This is a genomic window from Gammaproteobacteria bacterium (assembly GCA_028819075.1).
Lineage (GTDB): Bacteria > Gemmatimonadota > Gemmatimonadetes > Longimicrobiales > Gaopeijiaceae > BD2-11.
Genome location: JAPPMM010000055.1, coordinates 1 through 17968, shown reverse-complemented (window position 1 = coordinate 17968; position 17968 = coordinate 1). Strand labels below are relative to the sequence as shown.

General features: G+C 67.8%; 11 protein-coding genes. 2 read left to right on the top strand and 9 right to left on the bottom strand.

From position 1 onward, the window contains the following. Positions 1 to 151 precede the first annotated feature (151 nt). The 9 genes from OXU32_15500 to OXU32_15460 all read right to left on the bottom strand — a co-directional run bounded on the left by OXU32_15500 (position 152) and on the right by OXU32_15460 (position 15616). On the bottom strand, positions 152 to 4831 hold the full coding sequence (locus tag OXU32_15500) for a carboxypeptidase-like regulatory domain-containing protein (protein ID MDE0075360.1): 4680 nt from the start codon (positions 4829 to 4831) through the stop codon (positions 152 to 154). Positions 4832 to 5237: 406 nt separating this feature from the next. Then, complete coding sequence (locus OXU32_15495; protein ID MDE0075359.1) at positions 5238 to 6731, bottom strand: sodium/solute symporter; 1494 nt, start codon at positions 6729 to 6731, stop codon at positions 5238 to 5240. Beyond that, on the bottom strand, positions 6728 to 8275 hold the full coding sequence (locus OXU32_15490; protein ID MDE0075358.1) for an acyl-CoA synthetase: 1548 nt from the start codon (positions 8273 to 8275) through the stop codon (positions 6728 to 6730). Before OXU32_15490 ends, OXU32_15495 begins: the two co-directional genes overlap by 4 nt. Then, entirely contained in the window at positions 8272 to 9072 is an 801-nt protein-coding gene (locus OXU32_15485) for a cytochrome c oxidase assembly protein (protein MDE0075357.1), read from the bottom strand. The genes OXU32_15490 and OXU32_15485 overlap by 4 nt, the downstream gene beginning before the upstream one ends. Before the next feature lie 41 nt (positions 9073 to 9113). Continuing rightward, a complete protein-coding gene (locus OXU32_15480; GenBank protein ID MDE0075356.1) occupies positions 9114 to 10301 on the bottom strand; it encodes an outer membrane beta-barrel protein in 1188 nt (395 codons plus the stop codon). A 150-nt stretch (positions 10302 to 10451) separates the two neighbouring features. Next, positions 10452 to 10952 (bottom strand): copper chaperone PCu(A)C, encoded by a 501-nt coding sequence (locus tag OXU32_15475; GenBank protein ID MDE0075355.1) that lies wholly within the window; start codon positions 10950 to 10952, stop codon positions 10452 to 10454. A gap of 4 nt (positions 10953 to 10956) precedes the next feature. After that, positions 10957 to 11631 (bottom strand): SCO family protein, encoded by a 675-nt coding sequence (locus tag OXU32_15470; protein ID MDE0075354.1) that lies wholly within the window; start codon positions 11629 to 11631, stop codon positions 10957 to 10959. 5 nt (positions 11632 to 11636) lie between these two features. Next, entirely contained in the window at positions 11637 to 12770 is a 1134-nt protein-coding gene (locus OXU32_15465) for an AI-2E family transporter (protein MDE0075353.1), read from the bottom strand. Next, on the bottom strand, positions 12767 to 15616 hold the full coding sequence (locus OXU32_15460; protein ID MDE0075352.1) for an Ig-like domain-containing protein: 2850 nt from the start codon (positions 15614 to 15616) through the stop codon (positions 12767 to 12769). The genes OXU32_15465 and OXU32_15460 overlap by 4 nt, the downstream gene beginning before the upstream one ends. Positions 15617 to 15796: 180 nt before the next feature. On the opposite strand from OXU32_15460, the gene OXU32_15455 reads away from it, so the two are divergent. Beyond that, the gene (locus OXU32_15455) at positions 15797 to 16819 is read left to right on the top strand and encodes a DUF4837 family protein (protein ID MDE0075351.1); all 1023 of its coding nucleotides are present in this window, start codon (positions 15797 to 15799) and stop codon (positions 16817 to 16819) included. Between the two features lie 90 nt (positions 16820 to 16909). Next, complete coding sequence (locus tag OXU32_15450; protein ID MDE0075350.1) at positions 16910 to 17923, top strand: DUF4837 family protein; 1014 nt, start codon at positions 16910 to 16912, stop codon at positions 17921 to 17923. Positions 17924 to 17968 lie beyond the last annotated feature (45 nt).

The window sequence follows — 17968 nt, the reverse complement described above, 5'->3', positions numbered from 1 at the left end:
ACGACGGGCTCGGGTATCGTTCGGCGGACCGACCGGGACCGGGTTGTTGTCGTCATTGCCGAATACGGAGCGACCCCCCGCCCGGCGAACCGGACGGGGGGTTGCTGCTGCCATCAGTCAGGCCGATGGGGTTGAAGTCATGTCATCATGGTTACGGAATGGACTTCGCGGCGGACTCCTGTATCACCCAATCGCCGCCGTCCGCCTGAGATTCGACGCGAAGCATGAGCGGTTTCTTCAGCATGGCTTCGGTGACGACGAAGGTGCTAGTGGAGATGTCGACATGCGTCCACGGGGAGCCAAGAGTTGCGGAGATGTCCAACTCCCAGGTCCAATCGCCCCAGTCGCTCGTTCTGTCATCCTCCCTCGTGATGACGCCATGGGAGGCGTCCCCAGCGGGATCGGCCGGAACGATGAGCCATTCTCTTTCGCCTGTGGTGGCGACTTCGACCAGCAGGACGATTCGCTGAGTCAACCCCGGGCTAGCCGTTGCCGTCCAAGAAGCTTTGGGGTCATCGCCATCACGTTCCGCCGAGACACTGCGGACATTCGTGTCCACTGCGTCAACCGTAGCGTCGGAGGCGGGCGGGTCGGTGAAAGCGGTACCGTCGCTTCCATCTCCCGCGGGGTGGCTGACCTGAACGTCGAACTCACCGTAGTGATCGCTGCCAGCGGTGCTGATCGAAATCGTGTCCTTCCGCGTGTAGGTCTTGGTGGTCCCCGACTTCAGAGTCGCATCTACGGCGCTGGCCGCGCTGGCACCGGACACGCTAAAGGCGGCGGTTCCGACCCTGGTTTCGATGATGGGCGTGGCGTCGACGGCCACGGAGAACACTTCACCGGTGGTAGTACTAGCCGCTTCGTATTCCCACGTCACTTCGACATCGGCCGTATAGTCGCCTCTGAACACGAAGTCTCCGCCTGCGACCGTCCCGGTCGTCTCTCTTGCCATCAACCGCTTGGCTGTGACTCGAGGCTGGACGCTGTTTCCGGTGAACGTGCCGAACATCAACGGCTGGCCGGGGATGACGGCGATCGCACCACCGGCTCTGGTATCCGGAGCATCGAACCAGACGTACCTCTGCGCGTCCATCAGCCTCGAATAAGTAGCGCCGACATCACTGTGAGTGATGTCCCGAGGCTTGGCGTCGAGCCAGACGGTGCCGCTAAGGGTGGGCACCTGGACGCTGAAGGTCCCGGTCCCCGTGGTTACCACGGCATGAATGGAATCTGCGCTTGTCCTGCTGGTCGCGTGGTCCCACGCCGTGACCCTTACGTCGGCCATGGGTCCGCCACCCGGAGCAGTGACCATGCCGGTAATCACGGCGGCCCTGCGGCCTTCGAAGTTGGCGGTCCCGCTCGACCCGGCGATGGCGGGAACGGGGAAGCTCTCGGGCAGGAAGTGCCAGCCGGACAGTTTCGCACTCACGTTGACGAGTGGGTCCTCAAATGGCTGGGCTTGGACAACCGCCGTGTAGGCGCCGTTGTCATCCGTCACGAGTTTCCTCGAGGCTCCTGATCCCGTCGCGTTGAGCGGGTCAGCATTGTCCACCAGGATCTCCACGCCCTTGACCCCTGCGCCGGTGCCGCTTTCCGTGACCGTGCCGCTGATCGTGACGGTGTTGTTCGAGCCATAGAGGGTGAAGTCGTATCGCTCCACCGTGTTCGCTGCGAACCCCGGGACGGGGGTGCTGTTGGCGTCGTAGCTGCTGTGCGTGGGGTCGTACTTGGGGTTGTTGGTTGAATCCGGCTTGGTCTCTGGATATCCAGCCCTCGCGGTATTCACGAAGAGCTGATCCTCTTCCATGTTGTTGGTGATGCCGGACACGATGAAGCGACCCAGGTTGTCGGTCGTGGCCGATTCGCCGTTCACGCTCACGGTCACATTCTCGAGGCCGAAGCCGTCCGTGCTCCGAACGAAGCCGTAGAGGGTAGCGGTCGACGGCGTGACCTTGATGTCGAGGTCGCTTGCAAGCGGATTGAGCGCGTCGTCCGCCTTCATGTCGCCCGCCATCCCCATCCATCCGTCCGGAAGACCGAGTTCGTAGCTGCCGGCAGCCATCGTGCCGAAGTTGTGGTCCCGGCGCTCGTCGATCGCCGTCGTCGGGTCGTTGCTCGACGCGGTCGTGAAGGACCGTCCGTCACCCGCAAGATTCTTGCCCTCGATCGGCGTCAGGCTGACTTCGATCCCCGATTGACGCGTGATGGTGTGGTGGTTCACACGGAACGTGGTGCCCCGCTTCTGGACTGCCTGCTTCGACACGTTCGCCTTTACATTGTGCGTGGTGACGACGGCGAACGAACTGCACTTGCCGAAGTCTTGGCCCGTGGGCTCGACCTCGGTCAGCGGACAGAGCGTCACCGTGTGCCCCCAACCGCCCATGTCGCCGAACGCACCGCCCATCACGCCGTTCTCTTCCATGTTGCGGTAGGTATCGAGCCGGTCGAGATCCAGCAGCTTGTAGCCGTCCTTGGCGTTCGCCCGAACGACGATGTCCATGTTCGCCGGCAGGTGGGCGAAGGTGTATTCGCCCGTGTCGTGGGTCGTGTTCTCCCTGGCGTCCCAGTCGTCGCGCGAGATGGGACGGGTGAGCCTGCCGTCGTTCCCGCTCACCTGGCGGATCTCGATATCGACCAGCTCGTCCTCCATCCTTCTGTCGCCGCCCAGGACGTTGCCCGTGTAGCCCATCACCTGGTCCTGCTCGTGATGCACGTAGACCTTCAGCGTCTGCGTCGTGTAGCTCACCACGATCGGATCGGCGTCCACGGTGCCTGCCACCGAGAGGCCCTTGTGCGTGTATCCGCCGCCGGACGCCTCGTACATCTCGCCGCCGTCCAGATCGTCGTCCTGGTTGTCGGCGACCGAGAACGTGAAGCTTGCCGGGACCGAATCAACGGTGGTCGTGAAGGGCACGCTGCCGTCGTCGCCCAGCATCGTCGGCGCGCCGGCGACCGCGGCATCGCCCATCATGACGGCGATCTCCCAGCCGGCGAGCGCTTCGCCGCCACCGTAGTCGGTCATGACCGTCGCGCCGCTGATGCTCACGTCGACGTTCAGGTTGACGATGTCGTTCTCGTTCGCGCCCGCAGTCGCAAACATCTGCGGATCCCACGATACAGCCGTCATGCCGTCGGCCACATCGTAGCCGTCCGCAGAGACGCCCGCGTTGACCATGTTCCCGCTGGTGCGGTCTCGCGCGACCTTGATCGCCACCGAGCCGTCGTCGCCGGTCATGCCGCTGCCGACGTTGGCGTCACCCGTTCCGTAGAGCGTGACCGTGGCGCCGGGAAGCGCGTCACCCATCTCGTCACCGCTCTTCAGCGACACCGAGAAGTTGACCGTCGTGTGCGTGATGTCGAACGGAATGGCCTGCGACTTGGCCTCGCCGACTCCGAGAGCGAAGGCGTAGCCCGTCCCCGGTCCGCCGTACGCGACATCAGCGGCCGCGAGCGCGGCTGCGGCCGTAGCGTCGATCGGCACAACCAGCTGGTAGGAGCCGGCGCGCAGATCCGAGAAACCGAACGAGCCATCCGGGCCCGTCGCGCTCAGCCGCTGGTCATTGACCCCCGGGCCCACCAGCGCCACCGGAACACCAGCTGCCGGCAACGGGTGCTCGCCCGCATCCATCATGTTGTTCTTGTCCAGCTCGTCGAGGAACAGCTGACCGCCAACGCTGGCGGTGCGCGCATGCGCGCCCTCGAAGTTCACGATCGCCGACTCGTCGTCGCCGACCGCCCTGTCCATGCTCATCGACTCGAACACGTAGGCGTCGCTCTCGACCGCGATCGAGACCGTGTAGTCGCCCGCCGCCAGACCCGCGAAGGCGTACTGGCCGCCCGCGTCGGTGGTCGTGCTCGCGTCGGCCGCGCCCGACAGCGTGACCGCGATGTCGCCGAGGCCCATGCCCTCGACGCTCACCCGGCCGCTGATGCCGGAGGTGCGGAGCAGGACGCCCGTGAACGACACCGTTCCCGTCTCGTCGAGATCCACGCTCACGTCCTGCGACGTGGCGGCGAACTCGTAGTCGCGGGTGTCGAAGTCGGAGATGCTGACCGTGTAGTCGCCGGGGCGCAGGTCCTCGAACCGGTACATGCCGTCGGCATCGGTCATCATGGTGAAGTTCTCGTCGGCCGGTCCGCCGATCAGCGTCACCGTAACGCCGGCAAGGCCCTCGCCCTCGATGACCACCTGGCCCTCGACCGCCGAAGTGCGGATATAATGGCCCGTGAAGTCGGCCTGGCCGACCTCGCCTACCTCGACCTCGACCTCGACGCTCACCGTCTCGAAGGAGACATCCTCCGGGAAGTCGCTGATCGTGACCGTGTAGGTCCCGGCCCGGAGCCCGGTGAAGGCGAAGCCGCCGTCCATGCCGGTCTCCATGATCTCGCCCATGGCGTGCTCGCCGCCGAGCGTGACCGTCACGCCGGCCAGCGTTTCGGGCTGGCCGTCGCCGCCGCTCATCATGGCGTCGGCCGCGACCACGCTGCCGACCACCGCCGAGGAGCGGATATACTCACCGGCGAAGTTGAGTTGCACGTTCTGACCATCGCTCGCGATGGTCGCGGACTGCGTCACCTGGGCGAACGTCGCGTCCTCGGGGAAGCCGCTGATGGTGACCGTGTAGGTCCCGGCTTCGACACCCGCGAAGGCGAAGTTGCCTCCCGCCCCGGTCGTCTGGGTGGCACCGGAGGAAAGGGTGGCGGTGATGCCGGCGGCGGCCGTGCCTTCAATCGTCACCGACCCGGAGATGGTTCCCACGGGAGTCGGCGGCGGGGGGGGCTCCACCGGCGGTGGAGTGCCCTCGTCGCAGGCGGTGAAGGCCAGCGCCACCAGCGTTGCCGTGGCGAGGAGTTTGAGTCAGTTCATGATACCGTCCCTTGTGAAGGTTGAACGAATCAGGGCTTTAAGCCAAAGCGAGTCGGTTGTGGGTTTCCTGAGGAACATGAGTTTGGCAGTGTGCCTGATATGCAAGGCTGATGCCAAAACGACGAGTTCGTAAGTTGTTGGCTGACAGGAGATTACGAGATCGGTTCCTGTGGCTGGGGGTTTTGGAAATCCGTGAAAGCGCCGGATTTCCGATGCTCCGGGGCGTTTTTCTCCTCCTCCGCGCGTGTGCGCCGCCTGGGTCAACGAGCCAGTAGCTTAAGGCCCTGGGCCGCAGATCGAAAGGGCTGAGACCCGGTTTTCGCACTGGAAAGTACAACCGCGCGCGCGTGCGTAGGTCGAATCCCCCTCCTCAGCGCCGCGCGCGCCTGCGTGCCCGCCGCTCCACCTGCTTGAACAGCACCTCCACCCGGTGGGGCGCGGTCGGCGGGCTGGTGCGCACGGCCACCAGCACGTAGGCCGCGAGTGACAGGGCGAGGGCCGGGAAGACCTCGTGCAGCACATCGCCCAGCGGGGTGAGCCGCCAGATCACGAGCACACCGAGGCCCACCACGAAGGAAGCGACCGCCGAGGCGCCGTTGCCGCGCCGCCAGTGCAGCCCGAGGATCACCGCCGGGAAGAAGCAGGCGGCGTACATGGCGCCCGAGAAGGCGGTCAGGCCCACCACGCCGTCGGGCGGGTTGAGGGAGATGACGGCGGTGATGGCGGCGAAGACGGCCACGTACCAGCGGGTGCGGCGCATGGCCGAGCGCTCGTCGCGCTTGCCGCGCCTTGTCCCGAAGATGTCGCGGTCCGTGGTCGAGGCCATCACCAGCAGCACGCTGTCGAGCGACGACATGGCGGCGGCGACCATCGCCACCAGCAGGAAGGCACCCACCCCCGGAGCGAAGACGCCGGGCTCGGTGAGCAGCCCGGGCACCACCAGGTCGGTGTCGTCCATGCCGCCGGAGAGGATGTTGCGCGCGTACATCCCGATCGGGACCAGCATCGTGTACACCGCGGCGAAGATCAGCGTCGAGATCCAGACCCCGGTGCGCACCTCGCGGGCGCTCCTGAGCGCGTAGAAGCGCGAGAGCTGGCGCGGCTCGACGATGAACTTGATGGTGGCGGCCACCATCACCCCCAGCACCAGCGGGAAGGCCTCGCCCCCGTTCCATGTGAACAGGTGCGCGGTGTCGGGGGCGTCGGCCATCTCGAAGATGGAGCCCACCCCGCCCGCGGCGCGCGTGGTGCCGTGGAAGAGGAGCACGGCCGCGAAGACCATCACCACCCCCTGCACCGCGTCGGTCTTCACCACCGAGATGAAGCCGCCGATGACGGTGTAGAGCATCACGATCACGAAGACGATGAGGATGGCGGTGCGGTACGGGATCTCGAGGAAGGTCTCGAGCAGGTTGCCGATGCCCTTGAAGACCGCCGTCATGTAGAAGAACGACGCGAAGATGATGATGATGGCCGCGAGCACGCGGGCCGGAGGGCTCTCGAAGCGGAAGCCCACGAAATCGGGGATGGTGAGCGAGTCGAGCGCGGCGGTGAAGTCGCGCAGGCGCGGCGCCACCCAGATCCACGCGGACGTCGAGAAGATGACGATGAGGGGCGCCATCAGGAGCCATGGGGCGCCCCACGACCACGACTGCCCCGAGAAGCCCACGAAGCTGTTGGTGCTCGAGTAGGTGGCGAAGAACGACAGGGCGATGGTGACCGCCCCCATGTTGCGCCCGCCCACGTAGTAGTCGGCCAGCCGCTTCGTGCCCCGGTTTCCCTCCCAGGCGTGATAGGCCAGCAGGAGGGTGTAGACGGCGAGCAGGGCGTGGACCGGCCAGTATTCGCGCAGCGAGTCGATCATGGCGCCTGGAGGAAGAAGTCGCGCACCTGGTCCTTGAGCACCTTGCCCATGGAGTTCCGGGGCAGTTCATCGACCACCAGGAAACGCCGGGGCGCCTTGTAGCCCGCAACGAAGTCCTTGACCCAGGCGCGCAGCCGCGACATGGGCAGGTGGGTGCCGTCAGTCACAACGACCGCAGCGGACACCTGCTCGCCCCAGTGGGCGTGGGGGACGCCCACCACCGCGCAGTCGCTGACGCGGTGGTGCTGCAGCAGCACGTCCTCGACCTCGAGCGCCGAGACCTTCTCGCCCCCGGTCTTGATGATGTCGACGCTCTCGCGTCCGAGGATGCGGTAGCCGCCCGGCCCGTTCCGGACGGCGCGGTCGCCGGTGTCGAACCAGCCGTCGCGGAAGGCTGCGGCGGTCTCTTCGGGGCGGCGCCAGTATTCGCGGAACAGGCCCGGTCCGCGCACCTCGATGCAGCCCTCCTCTCCAGCGGCGGCCTCCTCGCCCCCGTCGCCCCGCAGGCGCACCTGCACGGACGGAAAGGGATAGCCGACGTGTCCCTCGACTCGGGGGCCCTTCACGGGGCCGGTGAGCACCATGCCGGTCTCGCTCAGGCCGTAGCGTTCGAGGATGCCCTGCCCGGTGATCTTCCGCCAGCTACGGTGGGCCGCGGCGGGGAGCGCGGCCGATCCCGAGATCGTGAGGCGCAGGTCGCCGGCGGACCAGCCGACCACTTCGCCGCGCTGGTAGGGCAGGCGCTTCCACGCCTGCATCAGGCGCACGTACATGGTGGGCACGCCCATGAAGATGGTCACGCGCAGGCGCGCGAAGCGGTCCCAGATCATATCGGGGTCGAAGCGCGGGAGGAGCTCGACCGTGGCGCCCTGCCAGAGCGGGCACAGCAAGGCGTTGACGATGCCGTGCACGTGGTGCAGGGGGAGGGCGTGCAGGACCCGGTCGTTGCGAGTGATCTCCCAGGCGCGGGTGATGCTCTCCACCTGGTGCCGGGTGGCGGCATGCGTGGTCACCACGCCCTTGGGCTGCCCGGTGGTGCCGCTGGTGTAGATGATGTGCGCCATGCGCGATTCGGCGATGGCCGGGAGGGGAGGCGGGTTGGGCAGGGGCGCGAACAGCGACGGCAGGCGCGTGCCGGGCGGGCTCCTGAGGGCATCCACGACGTTGGCCCAGGGAACGCCGCACGCCTCCGCCGCCGGCATCGCCCTCTTCTTCGTCTCGGGGTGCAGGAGCACCAGCTCGGGGTCGGCGTCCGCGATGAGCGTGGTCAGCTCCGGGGTCGGATGCGCCAGCGCCAGCGGAACCACCACGCCCCCCGCGCGCCAGATCCCCCAATGCGCGGCGACGTACGGGAAGCCCGGGGGCGCCAGCAGCACGATGCGGGCCTCCTTGAGGTCGGTGCGCCCGCGCAGGAGGTAGTGCGCCACCCGCTCGGACACGGAGAGCAGATCGCGGTAGCGGCATGTCGAGTCGTCGATCACGAGGGCGGCCTTGTAGGGATTGGCCAGGGCGGCGCCCAGGAACGGGAGGTGGGAATCGCTCATGCCGTGGTCCTCACCTTGCGGGCGTGCCTCGTCTCAAGCCACCAGCGGTAGAAGATGATCCCCAGCGCGATGCCCATGATCCACCCCTGCCCCACCTTCATCACCGCGCCCGCCATCTGCTGATCCCCGAGCGCCGTGGTGCCGGGAATCGGGGGCGCGAGCTCATAGGTGGCGTAGATGGGGAACTCCGAGAACACCATCATCGCGAACGGCGGGCGGATGAGGATGCCGTTGATGCCAAGGTACGCGACCTTGGCCAGCGGATGGAAGCCGCTGCGGTCCGGGACCGGGCAGAGGACCGGCCACCAGAATACCAGGCCGGCCAGGAGCCACGCCATGTCGAGCGCGAACATCCCCGGCTGGGTGGCCATGAGCGTGTCGACGACGCCCGGCCAGTGGGTGACGGTCATCATCACGTTGTAGATCATGAACGCCGCGAGCGGGTGCGTGAGGTCGGAGAGGAAGGCGAGCACGCGCGGGCGCTCGCCGATGCGGTCGAAGAAACGGGCCGGCAACCCCAGTAGCAGGAGCGCCGGCGCGATCAGCCCTACCAGCAGGAACTGGGCCATGTGCGCGCTCGCCAGGTACGAAGCCCCCAGCGGACCGAGCGGCCAGTCGAAGGCGGCCCAGAGCAGGAGCACGCCGGCGTAGAAGCAGCGCGCGCGCCGGTCTCGCAGCCCAACTCCGCTCCAGCGTGCGTAGCCGGCGGCCATGGCGGCCACGAACAACCATACCCCCGGATAGGCCTGCCACTCCCAGCTCCAGGCCGTGCTCTGGGAAAAGCACCACCATTGCACGTCAGCCGGGCGCCCTTGCGAATCGCGTCAGGAACGCCCGCTCAGAACGTCCTGGCAACCCCGACATGAATGTTGAGGACCCGGTGCCTGGCCGACTCGCCCACGACCTTGTCGATGTCCTGAATTCCGTAGTTGTACAGGAGCCCGGCAGTGATGCGGGTTCCGCTCGTGCCCATCTCGATGCCCAACCCCCCCGAGACCCCGAAGTCGATCGACTGGGTGTCGAGGTTTGCGGTCCGGCAATCGCCGCCGGCGGTGAAGCCCTCGGCGCCGACGCTGGCGTCCAGCACGAAGCGGCAACCCAGCTCGAAGGACGCGTAGGGGCCGACGAGCGCGTACACCGGAAGATTCGCCACCGTCGCCGCCGAGATGCGCGCGAGCGCCGTGAAGTCGAGGTTTTCGAAGGTGACGTCGGCGTTGACGGCAACGTCACCCGCTCGCTGCGTCCTTCTGGCCCCTTTTTGCGCGAATTGGGCGCCGATCTGGACGCCGTACCGGCCGCTGACCGGGAACGCGACGCCGAACCCGCCGCCCACGCCGATGATCTGCGACGCACCGATGCTCGCCGGGCCGCTGCTCGTGAAGGCCATGGTCGATGCGTTCATCGCGATCAGGGGGAAGAGCACGGTAAGCCCGCCCGTGGCCCCGGCAGGCTGAACGGCGGGCGCAGGAGCAGCGGGGGGGGCCGGAGCGGCGGCTGGCGGCGGAGTTGCGGCGGGTGGAGGAGTTGCGGCTGGCGGCGGAGTTGCGGCTGGCGGCGGAGTGGCGGCTGGCGGCGGAGCGGCAGGGGGTGCCGGAGCGGGCGCGGGAACCGGTTGCTGCGCCCTCGGCACCACAGGGGCGGGATCGCCCTGGGCGCGGTTCATCGCCTCGTCCAGAAGCACCAGCGCCGAATCGTAGTTTTCACCCCCCCGACCCACCTCTTGCAGGTAGCGGGTCGCGGATGTGATGGCCGCATCGGGGAATCCGGCTCCCAGAGCCGCCCTTGCGTGCGTGAACCAGAGCTCCGCCGGGGTCTCCATGCCTGCGTCGGCCTGCAGCAGCACGACGACGTCCAGGGCTTCCAGGGCGGCCGGCCAGTCCTGATTCTGGATGTGGCGCTCCGCTCGCACCATGTAGAGGTCTATGCGGACTTCGGAAGGCAGCTCCTGGCCGGCAGCCACGGCAGGTCCCAGCGCGGCGGCCAGGCAAAACGCCGCGTATTTAACCCAGGGACTCACTCGGGTCATGGTGCTCCTCCAGTGCATGTGTCGCATCGACATCTGCGGCACGGAAACGTTATCAGCACGGGACAGGGTAACGCTACCCGGAGTCATGTCCAAGGAATACGGGGGATGAGCCGGACTGGATTCGGAGAGAGCCGAGCCCGGAGCCCCGATCTAACCTGCGGTGCGCCGGGTGCTTTCGTCGACGATATCCTCGAGTTCCGTCAGTCCGTGCACCTCCGCGCGCAACGAGATCTCCCGCCCGCTGCGGAAGCGCAGTATGCCTCTGAGCGAATCGCCGGCCACCGGGCGCCGGGCGAGGTCGAGCAGCATGACGTGCGTGCCCCCTGGCACGAGGCGGGTGACCTGGCGCGCCGGGAGCGGCAGCGCGGAGAGCGGGGCCATGACGCGGATGCCGTCCCGCTCCCCGGACTCGTGGATCCGGGCCGACCCGGCCCCTTCGACCACGATGGCCTCCAGGGTATCATCCAGCGGCCCGCGGTTGCGGAGGGCGAAGTAGACCGCCGACGTCTCGCCGGTGACCGACTCGCTGGCGAACGCCTCTGAGACCTCCAGGACTCCGTCCCCGCTGGTGGAAACCCACCGGGGCTCGGGGGTGTCGCAGGCCGCGGCGGCGAGAAGGACCACGAGGCACCGGCGAAGGGACGGGTTCATGTAGCTATGGGCCGGAGCCCGACTGTTCCATGAGCCTGGGGAGGTCGTGGGCCCACGCCGCCTGGCGCGTCCCGAAGGGATAGCGCAGCCGCGCCGGCCCATCCGCGGAGAAGGCCAGCACCGAAGCTGCGTGCCCGACCAGGTAATTGCCGTCCTCGTCGGGCTCGTCGAGCAGTGACGCGGGAAGGAGGACCTGGTTCTGGATGCGGTTTACTTCCTCGAGGGTGCCGCGCAGCCCGACGAACGAGCGGTCGAAGACGTCGAGCCACTCGCGGATGCGCTCGGGGGTGTCGCGGGCGGGATCGGTCGACACGAAAACCACCTCCACGCGGTGCCGGTCTTCGGTGGGGATGCTCTTCATTGCCTGGCCGATATTGGCCATGTGGATGGGGCAGACGTCGGGGCACCAGGTGTAGCCGAAGAAGAGCAGTGCCACGCGGCCGCGCGTCTCCTCCAGAAACGAGTAGGGACGGCCCTCGGTGTCGGTGAGCGTGAAATCGGGGCGCTCGATGACGATGGGGAGGGGCTCGCCCTGGAATTCGGCGTCCGGACTGCTCCCGGCGCCGGGCGCGCAGGCGGCAGAAAGGGACAGCGCGAGAAGGGATACGGAGACGGCGGCCAGAGGTCTGGCGCGGCGCGGGATCGGGCCGCTGAGCCCGGAGCGATTCGCTTGTGTCATGCTGGTCAAATATGCACGGAATCGTCCTCCGGAGGAAGGTCCGGCGGAGGCGTTTCGGCGACCTTCTCATCCCGCGGGCGAACCTCCGGCAGCACGTCGCGGTAGGCCTCCGCGAAGATCTCCCAGACGGTCACGAAGAGCGCGGCTACAATGGGCCCGAGGATGAAGCCGACCGCCCCGAAGAACACGATTCCGCCGAAGGTGCTGAGCAGGATCAGCAGGTCGGGGAGCCTGGCGTCGCGGCCGACCAGGCGCGGGCGGAGGAAGTTGTCGACGGTGCCCACCACGAGCCCGCACCAGAGGCCGATCGAGATGCCCGCCGCGATCTGGCCGGTGGCGAGCAGCCAGACGACCGCCGGGACCCACACAAGCGCCGTCCCGAGCGCGGGCACGATGGACAGGACCGCCATGACCGTGGCCCAGAAGGCGGCTCCGGGGACGCCGAACACGGCGAAGCTGAGGCCGGCGAGGCCGCCCTGCAGGACCCCGATCACGAGCGACCCCTTGATCGTGGCGCGCGTGACCGAGACGAAGCGGTCGAGGAGCCTCTGCTCGTCCGCCGACGGAAGGGGAATGAGGTGAAGGATGCGATCGAGGATGGCCGGGCCGCTGGTGAGGAAGAAGTACATCGCGTACAGCATGATGAAGAGCTGGAAAAGGAAGTTGGTGGTGCCCAGGGTGGCGGCGGTCAGGCTGTCGACCAGCACGCCGCCCGCGCTCTGCGCCAACTGGCCCGCGAGGCTGACAATGCGCTCGCGGTCGGGCAGGAAGTCGCCCACGAGGGGAATCTCGAGCAGGCGGGCCTCGATGGACTCGACCAGGTCCATGTTCCCGCGCACCCAGGTGGCCGCCGCCTGCGAGACGTCCACGGCCTGCGAGACGACCAGCCCCAGGAAGGCGATGGCGGGCGCCACCAGGATGACCAGCACGAGCAGGAGGGTGGTGACCGCGGCGGCCCGCTCGCGCCCCCTCATGCCCGCGGCCAGCCGCAGGTAGAGCGGCCGGGTCATGGCGCTGAAGACGGCGGCCAGCAGGATGGCGACCAGGAACTGCCGGATCATCAGAAGGAAGAGGAGCGAGATCCCGAGCGCCAGCACGAGCAGGAAACGGTTCTGGAAGCGGGTGGAGTCGGAGATCATGTGGGTCTCCTGGTGCGGATGATGTTGCCTTCGCCGTCGATCTCGGCGATCGGTCCCCGGTAGACATCGTTGCGGAGATCGATGGCCGGGGCGTCTTCAGCGACCGCAGCGGCGGCGGCCGGGGATACGCTGTACGGCTGGGCGAGACGGGCGTTGACGTGGTAGCCCAGGTCCGCCAGCGCCCGGATGGTGATCGCGCTCACTGGATTCGCCTCTCCCACCGTCAGGGCCGGCGTCATGTTCTCCGAGCCCATGACCGATTCCCGCCAGTGCGCGTCGTCGCCCCCGTTCTGGACCGGCACCTTGCCACCGGTGTAGCCGGCGCCACCGGCGGCGTTGAACGCCGTAACGGCCCGGGATCCGGGGAAATGGGTGTCGGCGTCGGGAAGCGCATCCGATGGATTCGCAAGCAGGGAGTGCCATTTCGGACCCACGCCTATCCCCAGGACATGGGCGATCTCGTGCATTGCCACCTCAACCAGATTGCCCGCCTGAGCCAGCCGGCCCGCGTCGGTGTTGTCGAACAGGATCACGCCCAACGCCGGGGTCTCGTCGGCAACGCGTATCGCGCACAGGCTTGCCTGGGCCACCACGCCGCCCGCTTCCCCGGTTGCCGCGCCAACGGCGATCACCAGATCGTCCACGTATCCGAGCTCCACCTCGAATTCCGTCTCGTCGATTCTGCAGGAGAAGGTGTCGTTGACCGCGGCGTCCGGAAAATCGTTGTCCCTGAGGATCGCCTCCCAGGTCGCCGCGGCGGAACGCATCGCCGAACGCACGTCGGCGCTCACGCCGGATCCGAAGCCGAGTTGGATCTCGAATCCGGGGTCCGGTTCCGGCGGTGGCGCGGGGACCGTCACCTCGGCGGACTGAGTGGCCGAGAGGCCGTCGGGGTCGGTGGCGGTGATGGTGAGCGTGGCCGTGCCGGCCGACCATGCGGTGAGGACGAGGTCGCTCCCGTCGATGCGGACCCGCACGACCCAGGGGTCGGACGACGATGCGGCGTAGTGGAGCGCGTCGCCGTCGGGGTCGTCGAAGTGGGCCCCCATGTCCAGCCTCCGGGACGGTCCGCGGGCGAGCGTCTGCGCGGGGATCGGGGTGGTCGCCGTCGGCGCGCGGTTGAGCACGGTTACCGTGAAGCTCTGGCGGGCCGACAGGCCGCCGGGGTCGATGACGGTCACGGTCAGGGTGGCTTCGCCCGTGACCCCGGCCCGCACGGTGAGCGTGGTGCCGCTGGCGGTCGCCGTGGCCACCAGGCTGTTGCTCGACGCGATCTCGACCTGCAGCGCGTCGCCGTCGGGGTCGTTGAAGTGGCGGACGAGGTCGAGCGCCGCCGTCTCGCGCTTGTAGAGGGTCTGCGCGGGAATGGGGTCGGTTGCGGCCGGCGGCCGGTTGGGGACGGTGACCGTGAAGCTCTGGGAGGCCGACAGGCCGTCGGGGTCGGTCGCCGTTACGGTAACCACGGCCTCGCCCTGGGAAAGGGGCGTCAGGATCAGTGTGCCGTCGCTGGAGGAAACCTCGAGCGCGACTACGTCCCCGTTGGACACGGCGGCCGCCCAGGTCAGCGGGTCGCCGTCGGGGTCGGTGAAATGGTCCGTCAGGTCGACCGTGTCGGCCTCGCTCTTGTAGATCGTCCGCGACGGGATGGTGTCGGTCGCGACTGGCGGCCGGTTGGGGACGGTGACCGTGAAGCTCTGGGAGGCCGTCAGGCCGTCCGGGTCGGTCGCGGTCACGGTGACCAGGGTCTCGCCGGAGGCCAGGGGCGTGATGGCCAGCGTGCCGGCGGCGGCGAGGGTCAGCGCGACCACGCCGGTGTGCGATGTCTCGGCGGCCCAGGCCAGCGGGTCGCCGTCCGGGTCGGCGAAGTAGGTCGCCAGATCGAGCGTGTCCGCTTCGGTCTTGTAGATCATCCGCGACGGGATGGTGTCGGTCGCGGCCGGCGGCCGGTTGGGGACGGTGACCGTGAAGCTCTGCTCGGCCGTGAGGCCTTCGTCGTCGGTGGCCGTGACGGTCACCGTCGCCTCGCCCTTGGCGAGTCCCGTCAGCGTGAGCGTGCTGGCGTCCACGGTGGCTTCCACCACCGCCTCGTCCGACACGGCCGCCGCGTAGGTCAGCGGGTCGTCGTCCGGGTCGGCGAAGAAGGGTGACACGTCCAGGGTGTGCGCATGATCGACCATGACTTCGCGGGCCGCGATCGAGTCGACCGCGACCGGCGGCCGGTTGGGCACCGTCACCTCGAAGGTCTGGGTCGCCGTCAGGCCGCCGGCGTCTGTCGCGGTGACCGTCACCACCACCGTGCCCTTCGCCACCGCCACCACCGTTACGGCCGTGCCGTCCACCGAGACCGCGACACGGTTGGGGTCGGATGCCGCGGCCGAGTACCGGAGCGGCTGGCCGTCAGGCTCGGCGAAGTGTCCGCGGACGTCGATTACCGCCGAGTCGCCCACCATCAGCTCCCGGTCGTCGATCGTTCCCACCGCCGTCGGGGGCCGGTCCGGGACGATGACCTGGAAGGTCTGCCGCGCCTCCAGGCCAGTCGGATCGGACGCGACCACGGTCACGACCGCAGTGCCGGGAGAGACCGCGGTGATCGTGAGCGTGCTGCCCCGGAGCTGGACGGTGGCTATGTCGGGATCGGAAATGAACGCGTCGAAATCGAGCGCATCTCCGTTGGGGTCGCGGAAGCACAGGGCGACATCGACCGTGCCACCCACCGTGATCGTCTGATCGGGGAGGGGCCCGCACAGTTCGGGCGCCAGCGGGCTCTCGCACGAAACGACCCAGAGGGCCGCCCCGAGGAGCAGGGCGACCAGGGAGGTTCTTGATCGAGGCGAGGTTTCACTCATGCGAGCAGAAACCTACGCACTCCACGTCGCGCGGTCGATACGACAAATGCGATTAACGGGGAGTCCGTCATTCGCAGGCGGACGACGACGACGGTTTGCCCGCCCTTGCCGCCGCGGCGTAGAATTTGCAGCGTCCCGATCGTAGCGAGGAGACCCCCACATGATCCGGAGTGAGCTGGCATGATGCGTCTATCTGGCCTGGCGATGCTGGGCGCGTGCGTTCTCGCCCTCGCGGGCTGCGACAAAACCGGCGCGTACGGCGATGTGAACAGCATCATCGTGGGCACATCCATGGAACTCTGGGACGAGGTGGGAGAGACGGTCACGACCGGGCTCGAGCCCACCATCTTCACGGTGCGCGACGAGCGCACCTTCAAGATCACCTACCAGGACCCCCTGGCGGCCGACTGGGAGATCCTGCGCGAGTTCAAGCAGGTGCTGCTGATCGGGACGCTGGAGGACCCGTGGATCGCCGAGGCGATGGAGGAGAGCGACGTCACGAATACGGAGCGGTTCGGCGTGCCCGGCGTCATCCAGTTGATCGACGTCTGGGCGCGGGGCCAGTTGGTGACCGCCCTCCTGCTTCCGCCCGGCGGCGGGGCGGCCGAGGTGGAGGCGCACGTGGGCGAGCTGCTCGCGCTCTTCGACGGGCAGTACCGCACCTATGCGCGCACGCGCATGTTCGTATCGGGTCGCGACTCCCTGCTGGCGGACACGCTGCGTGCCGTGGGAGGCTTCGCACTCGATCTGCCCCGCGTCTATCGATGGGACTATCAGGATTCGGTCTTCATATTCCGAAACGACAATCCCGATCCCGCCGAACTCATTCGGGAAATCGCGGTGACGTGGCGCACGCCGGTCGCCGGCCCGCTGGCGGACTCGGCCATTCTGGACTGGCGCCTGTCGTTGACGCGGGCATACTACACGGACGAGCAGGTGGTGACGGAGGAACTCGCGCCGGGGCGCGACCTGAGCGACGATGCCTACGAGCTTCGAGGCATCTGGGAGAGCCCCCCGGGCGCCTGGCCCGCCGCGGGACCGTTCCTGACGCGGACGAAGGCGTGTCCCGGCCAGGACCGCGTGTACCTGCTCGACTCGTGGCTCTACGCGCCCGGCAAGGACAAGTACGAGTACATGCTGCAGCTCGAGTACATCCTCGACTCCTTCGCATGCGAGGCCGAGGTGCCGGTCGCGGCGATGTAGCGATGAGGCGGTCGGGCGCCGAGATGCGGCGATGAAGCGGTCGGGACGCCGAGATGCGACGATGACCCGGACGGGCGCGAGGATGTAGCGATGCGGCGATACCGGTTGGTCGTCCTCAGCCTGTGCGCTTTTGCCCTGCCGGGATGCGACAAAACCGTCGCGTGGGGTGAGGTCAACAGCATCATCGTCGGCGCGTCGGCCGAACTCTGGGAGGCGTCGGGCGATGCGATCACCGACGGTCTTCAGCCCACCATCTTCACCGTTCGCGACGAGCGCACCTTCAGGATCACGCACCAGGACCCCCTCGCATCCGACTGGGGACTGCTGCGGGAGTTCAGGCAGGTGCTGCTGATCGGAAGCGCAGAGGATCCCTGGATCGCGGAGGCCCTGGAGGCCGGACCGGGCCCCGAATCGCCGAACCCGCCGGAGATCTTCCAGTTGTACGACGTGTGGGCGATCGGACAGTTGGTGACGGTGCTCCTGCTGTCGCCGGGCGGCGGACCGGACGAGACGGAGGCGCATGTGGACGATCTGCTCGCGCTCTTTGACGGGCAGTACCGCGACTATGTCCACGCACGCATGTTCGTCTCCGGGCTCGACTCGCTGCTCGCGGACACGCTGCGGACCACGGGCGGCTTTGCGCTGGAGCTGCCGGTCATCTATCGATGGAGCCGCGAGGATTCGATCTTCATCTTTCGCAACGACAATCCCGATCCGTCGGAACTCATTCGCGAAGTCGCGGTCACGTGGCGTTCGCCGATCGCCGAGACGCCGACGGATGGCGACATGCTCGATTGGCGACTGTCGCTGTCGCGCGAATACTACGCGGACGAGCAACTGGTGACGGAGGACGTCGAGCCGGGCCTGGCCGTCGATGACGCGGCGTACGAGATCCACGGCATCTGGGAGAGCGCCCCGGGCGCGTGGCCGGCGGCGGGTCCGTTCCTGACGCGCCGGAAGGCGTGTCCCGCTCAGGATCGACTGTACCTTATCGATTCCTGGCTCTATGCTCCGGGCAGGGACAAGTACGAGTACATGCTGCAGCTCCGGTACATCCTCGACTCCTTCGAGTGCGAGCCGACGCTGCCGGGCGAGGAGATGTGATGGAATGGACGCCCCCTCCCGACAGCCTCACAATTCACCGATGAT

Bases quoted from the DNA above. Each gene is read 5' to 3' on its own strand.
- OXU32_15460 (MDE0075352.1), bottom strand. From the start codon at position 15,616: ATGAGTGAAACCTCGCCTCGATCAAGAACCTCCCTGGTCGCCCTGCTC.
- OXU32_15490 (MDE0075358.1), bottom strand. From the start codon at position 8,275: ATGAGCGATTCCCACCTCCCGTTCCTGGGCGCCGCCCTGGCCAATCCC.
- OXU32_15475 (MDE0075355.1), bottom strand. From the start codon at position 10,952: ATGAACCCGTCCCTTCGCCGGTGCCTCGTGGTCCTTCTCGCCGCCGCG.
- OXU32_15450 (MDE0075350.1), top strand. From the start codon at position 16,910: ATGCGGCGATACCGGTTGGTCGTCCTCAGCCTGTGCGCTTTTGCCCTG.
- OXU32_15455 (MDE0075351.1), top strand. From the start codon at position 15,797: ATGATGCGTCTATCTGGCCTGGCGATGCTGGGCGCGTGCGTTCTCGCC.
- OXU32_15465 (MDE0075353.1), bottom strand. From the start codon at position 12,770: ATGATCTCCGACTCCACCCGCTTCCAGAACCGTTTCCTGCTCGTGCTG.
- OXU32_15470 (MDE0075354.1), bottom strand. From the start codon at position 11,631: ATGACACAAGCGAATCGCTCCGGGCTCAGCGGCCCGATCCCGCGCCGC.
- OXU32_15495 (MDE0075359.1), bottom strand. From the start codon at position 6,731: ATGATCGACTCGCTGCGCGAATACTGGCCGGTCCACGCCCTGCTCGCC.
- OXU32_15480 (MDE0075356.1), bottom strand. From the start codon at position 10,301: ATGACCCGAGTGAGTCCCTGGGTTAAATACGCGGCGTTTTGCCTGGCC.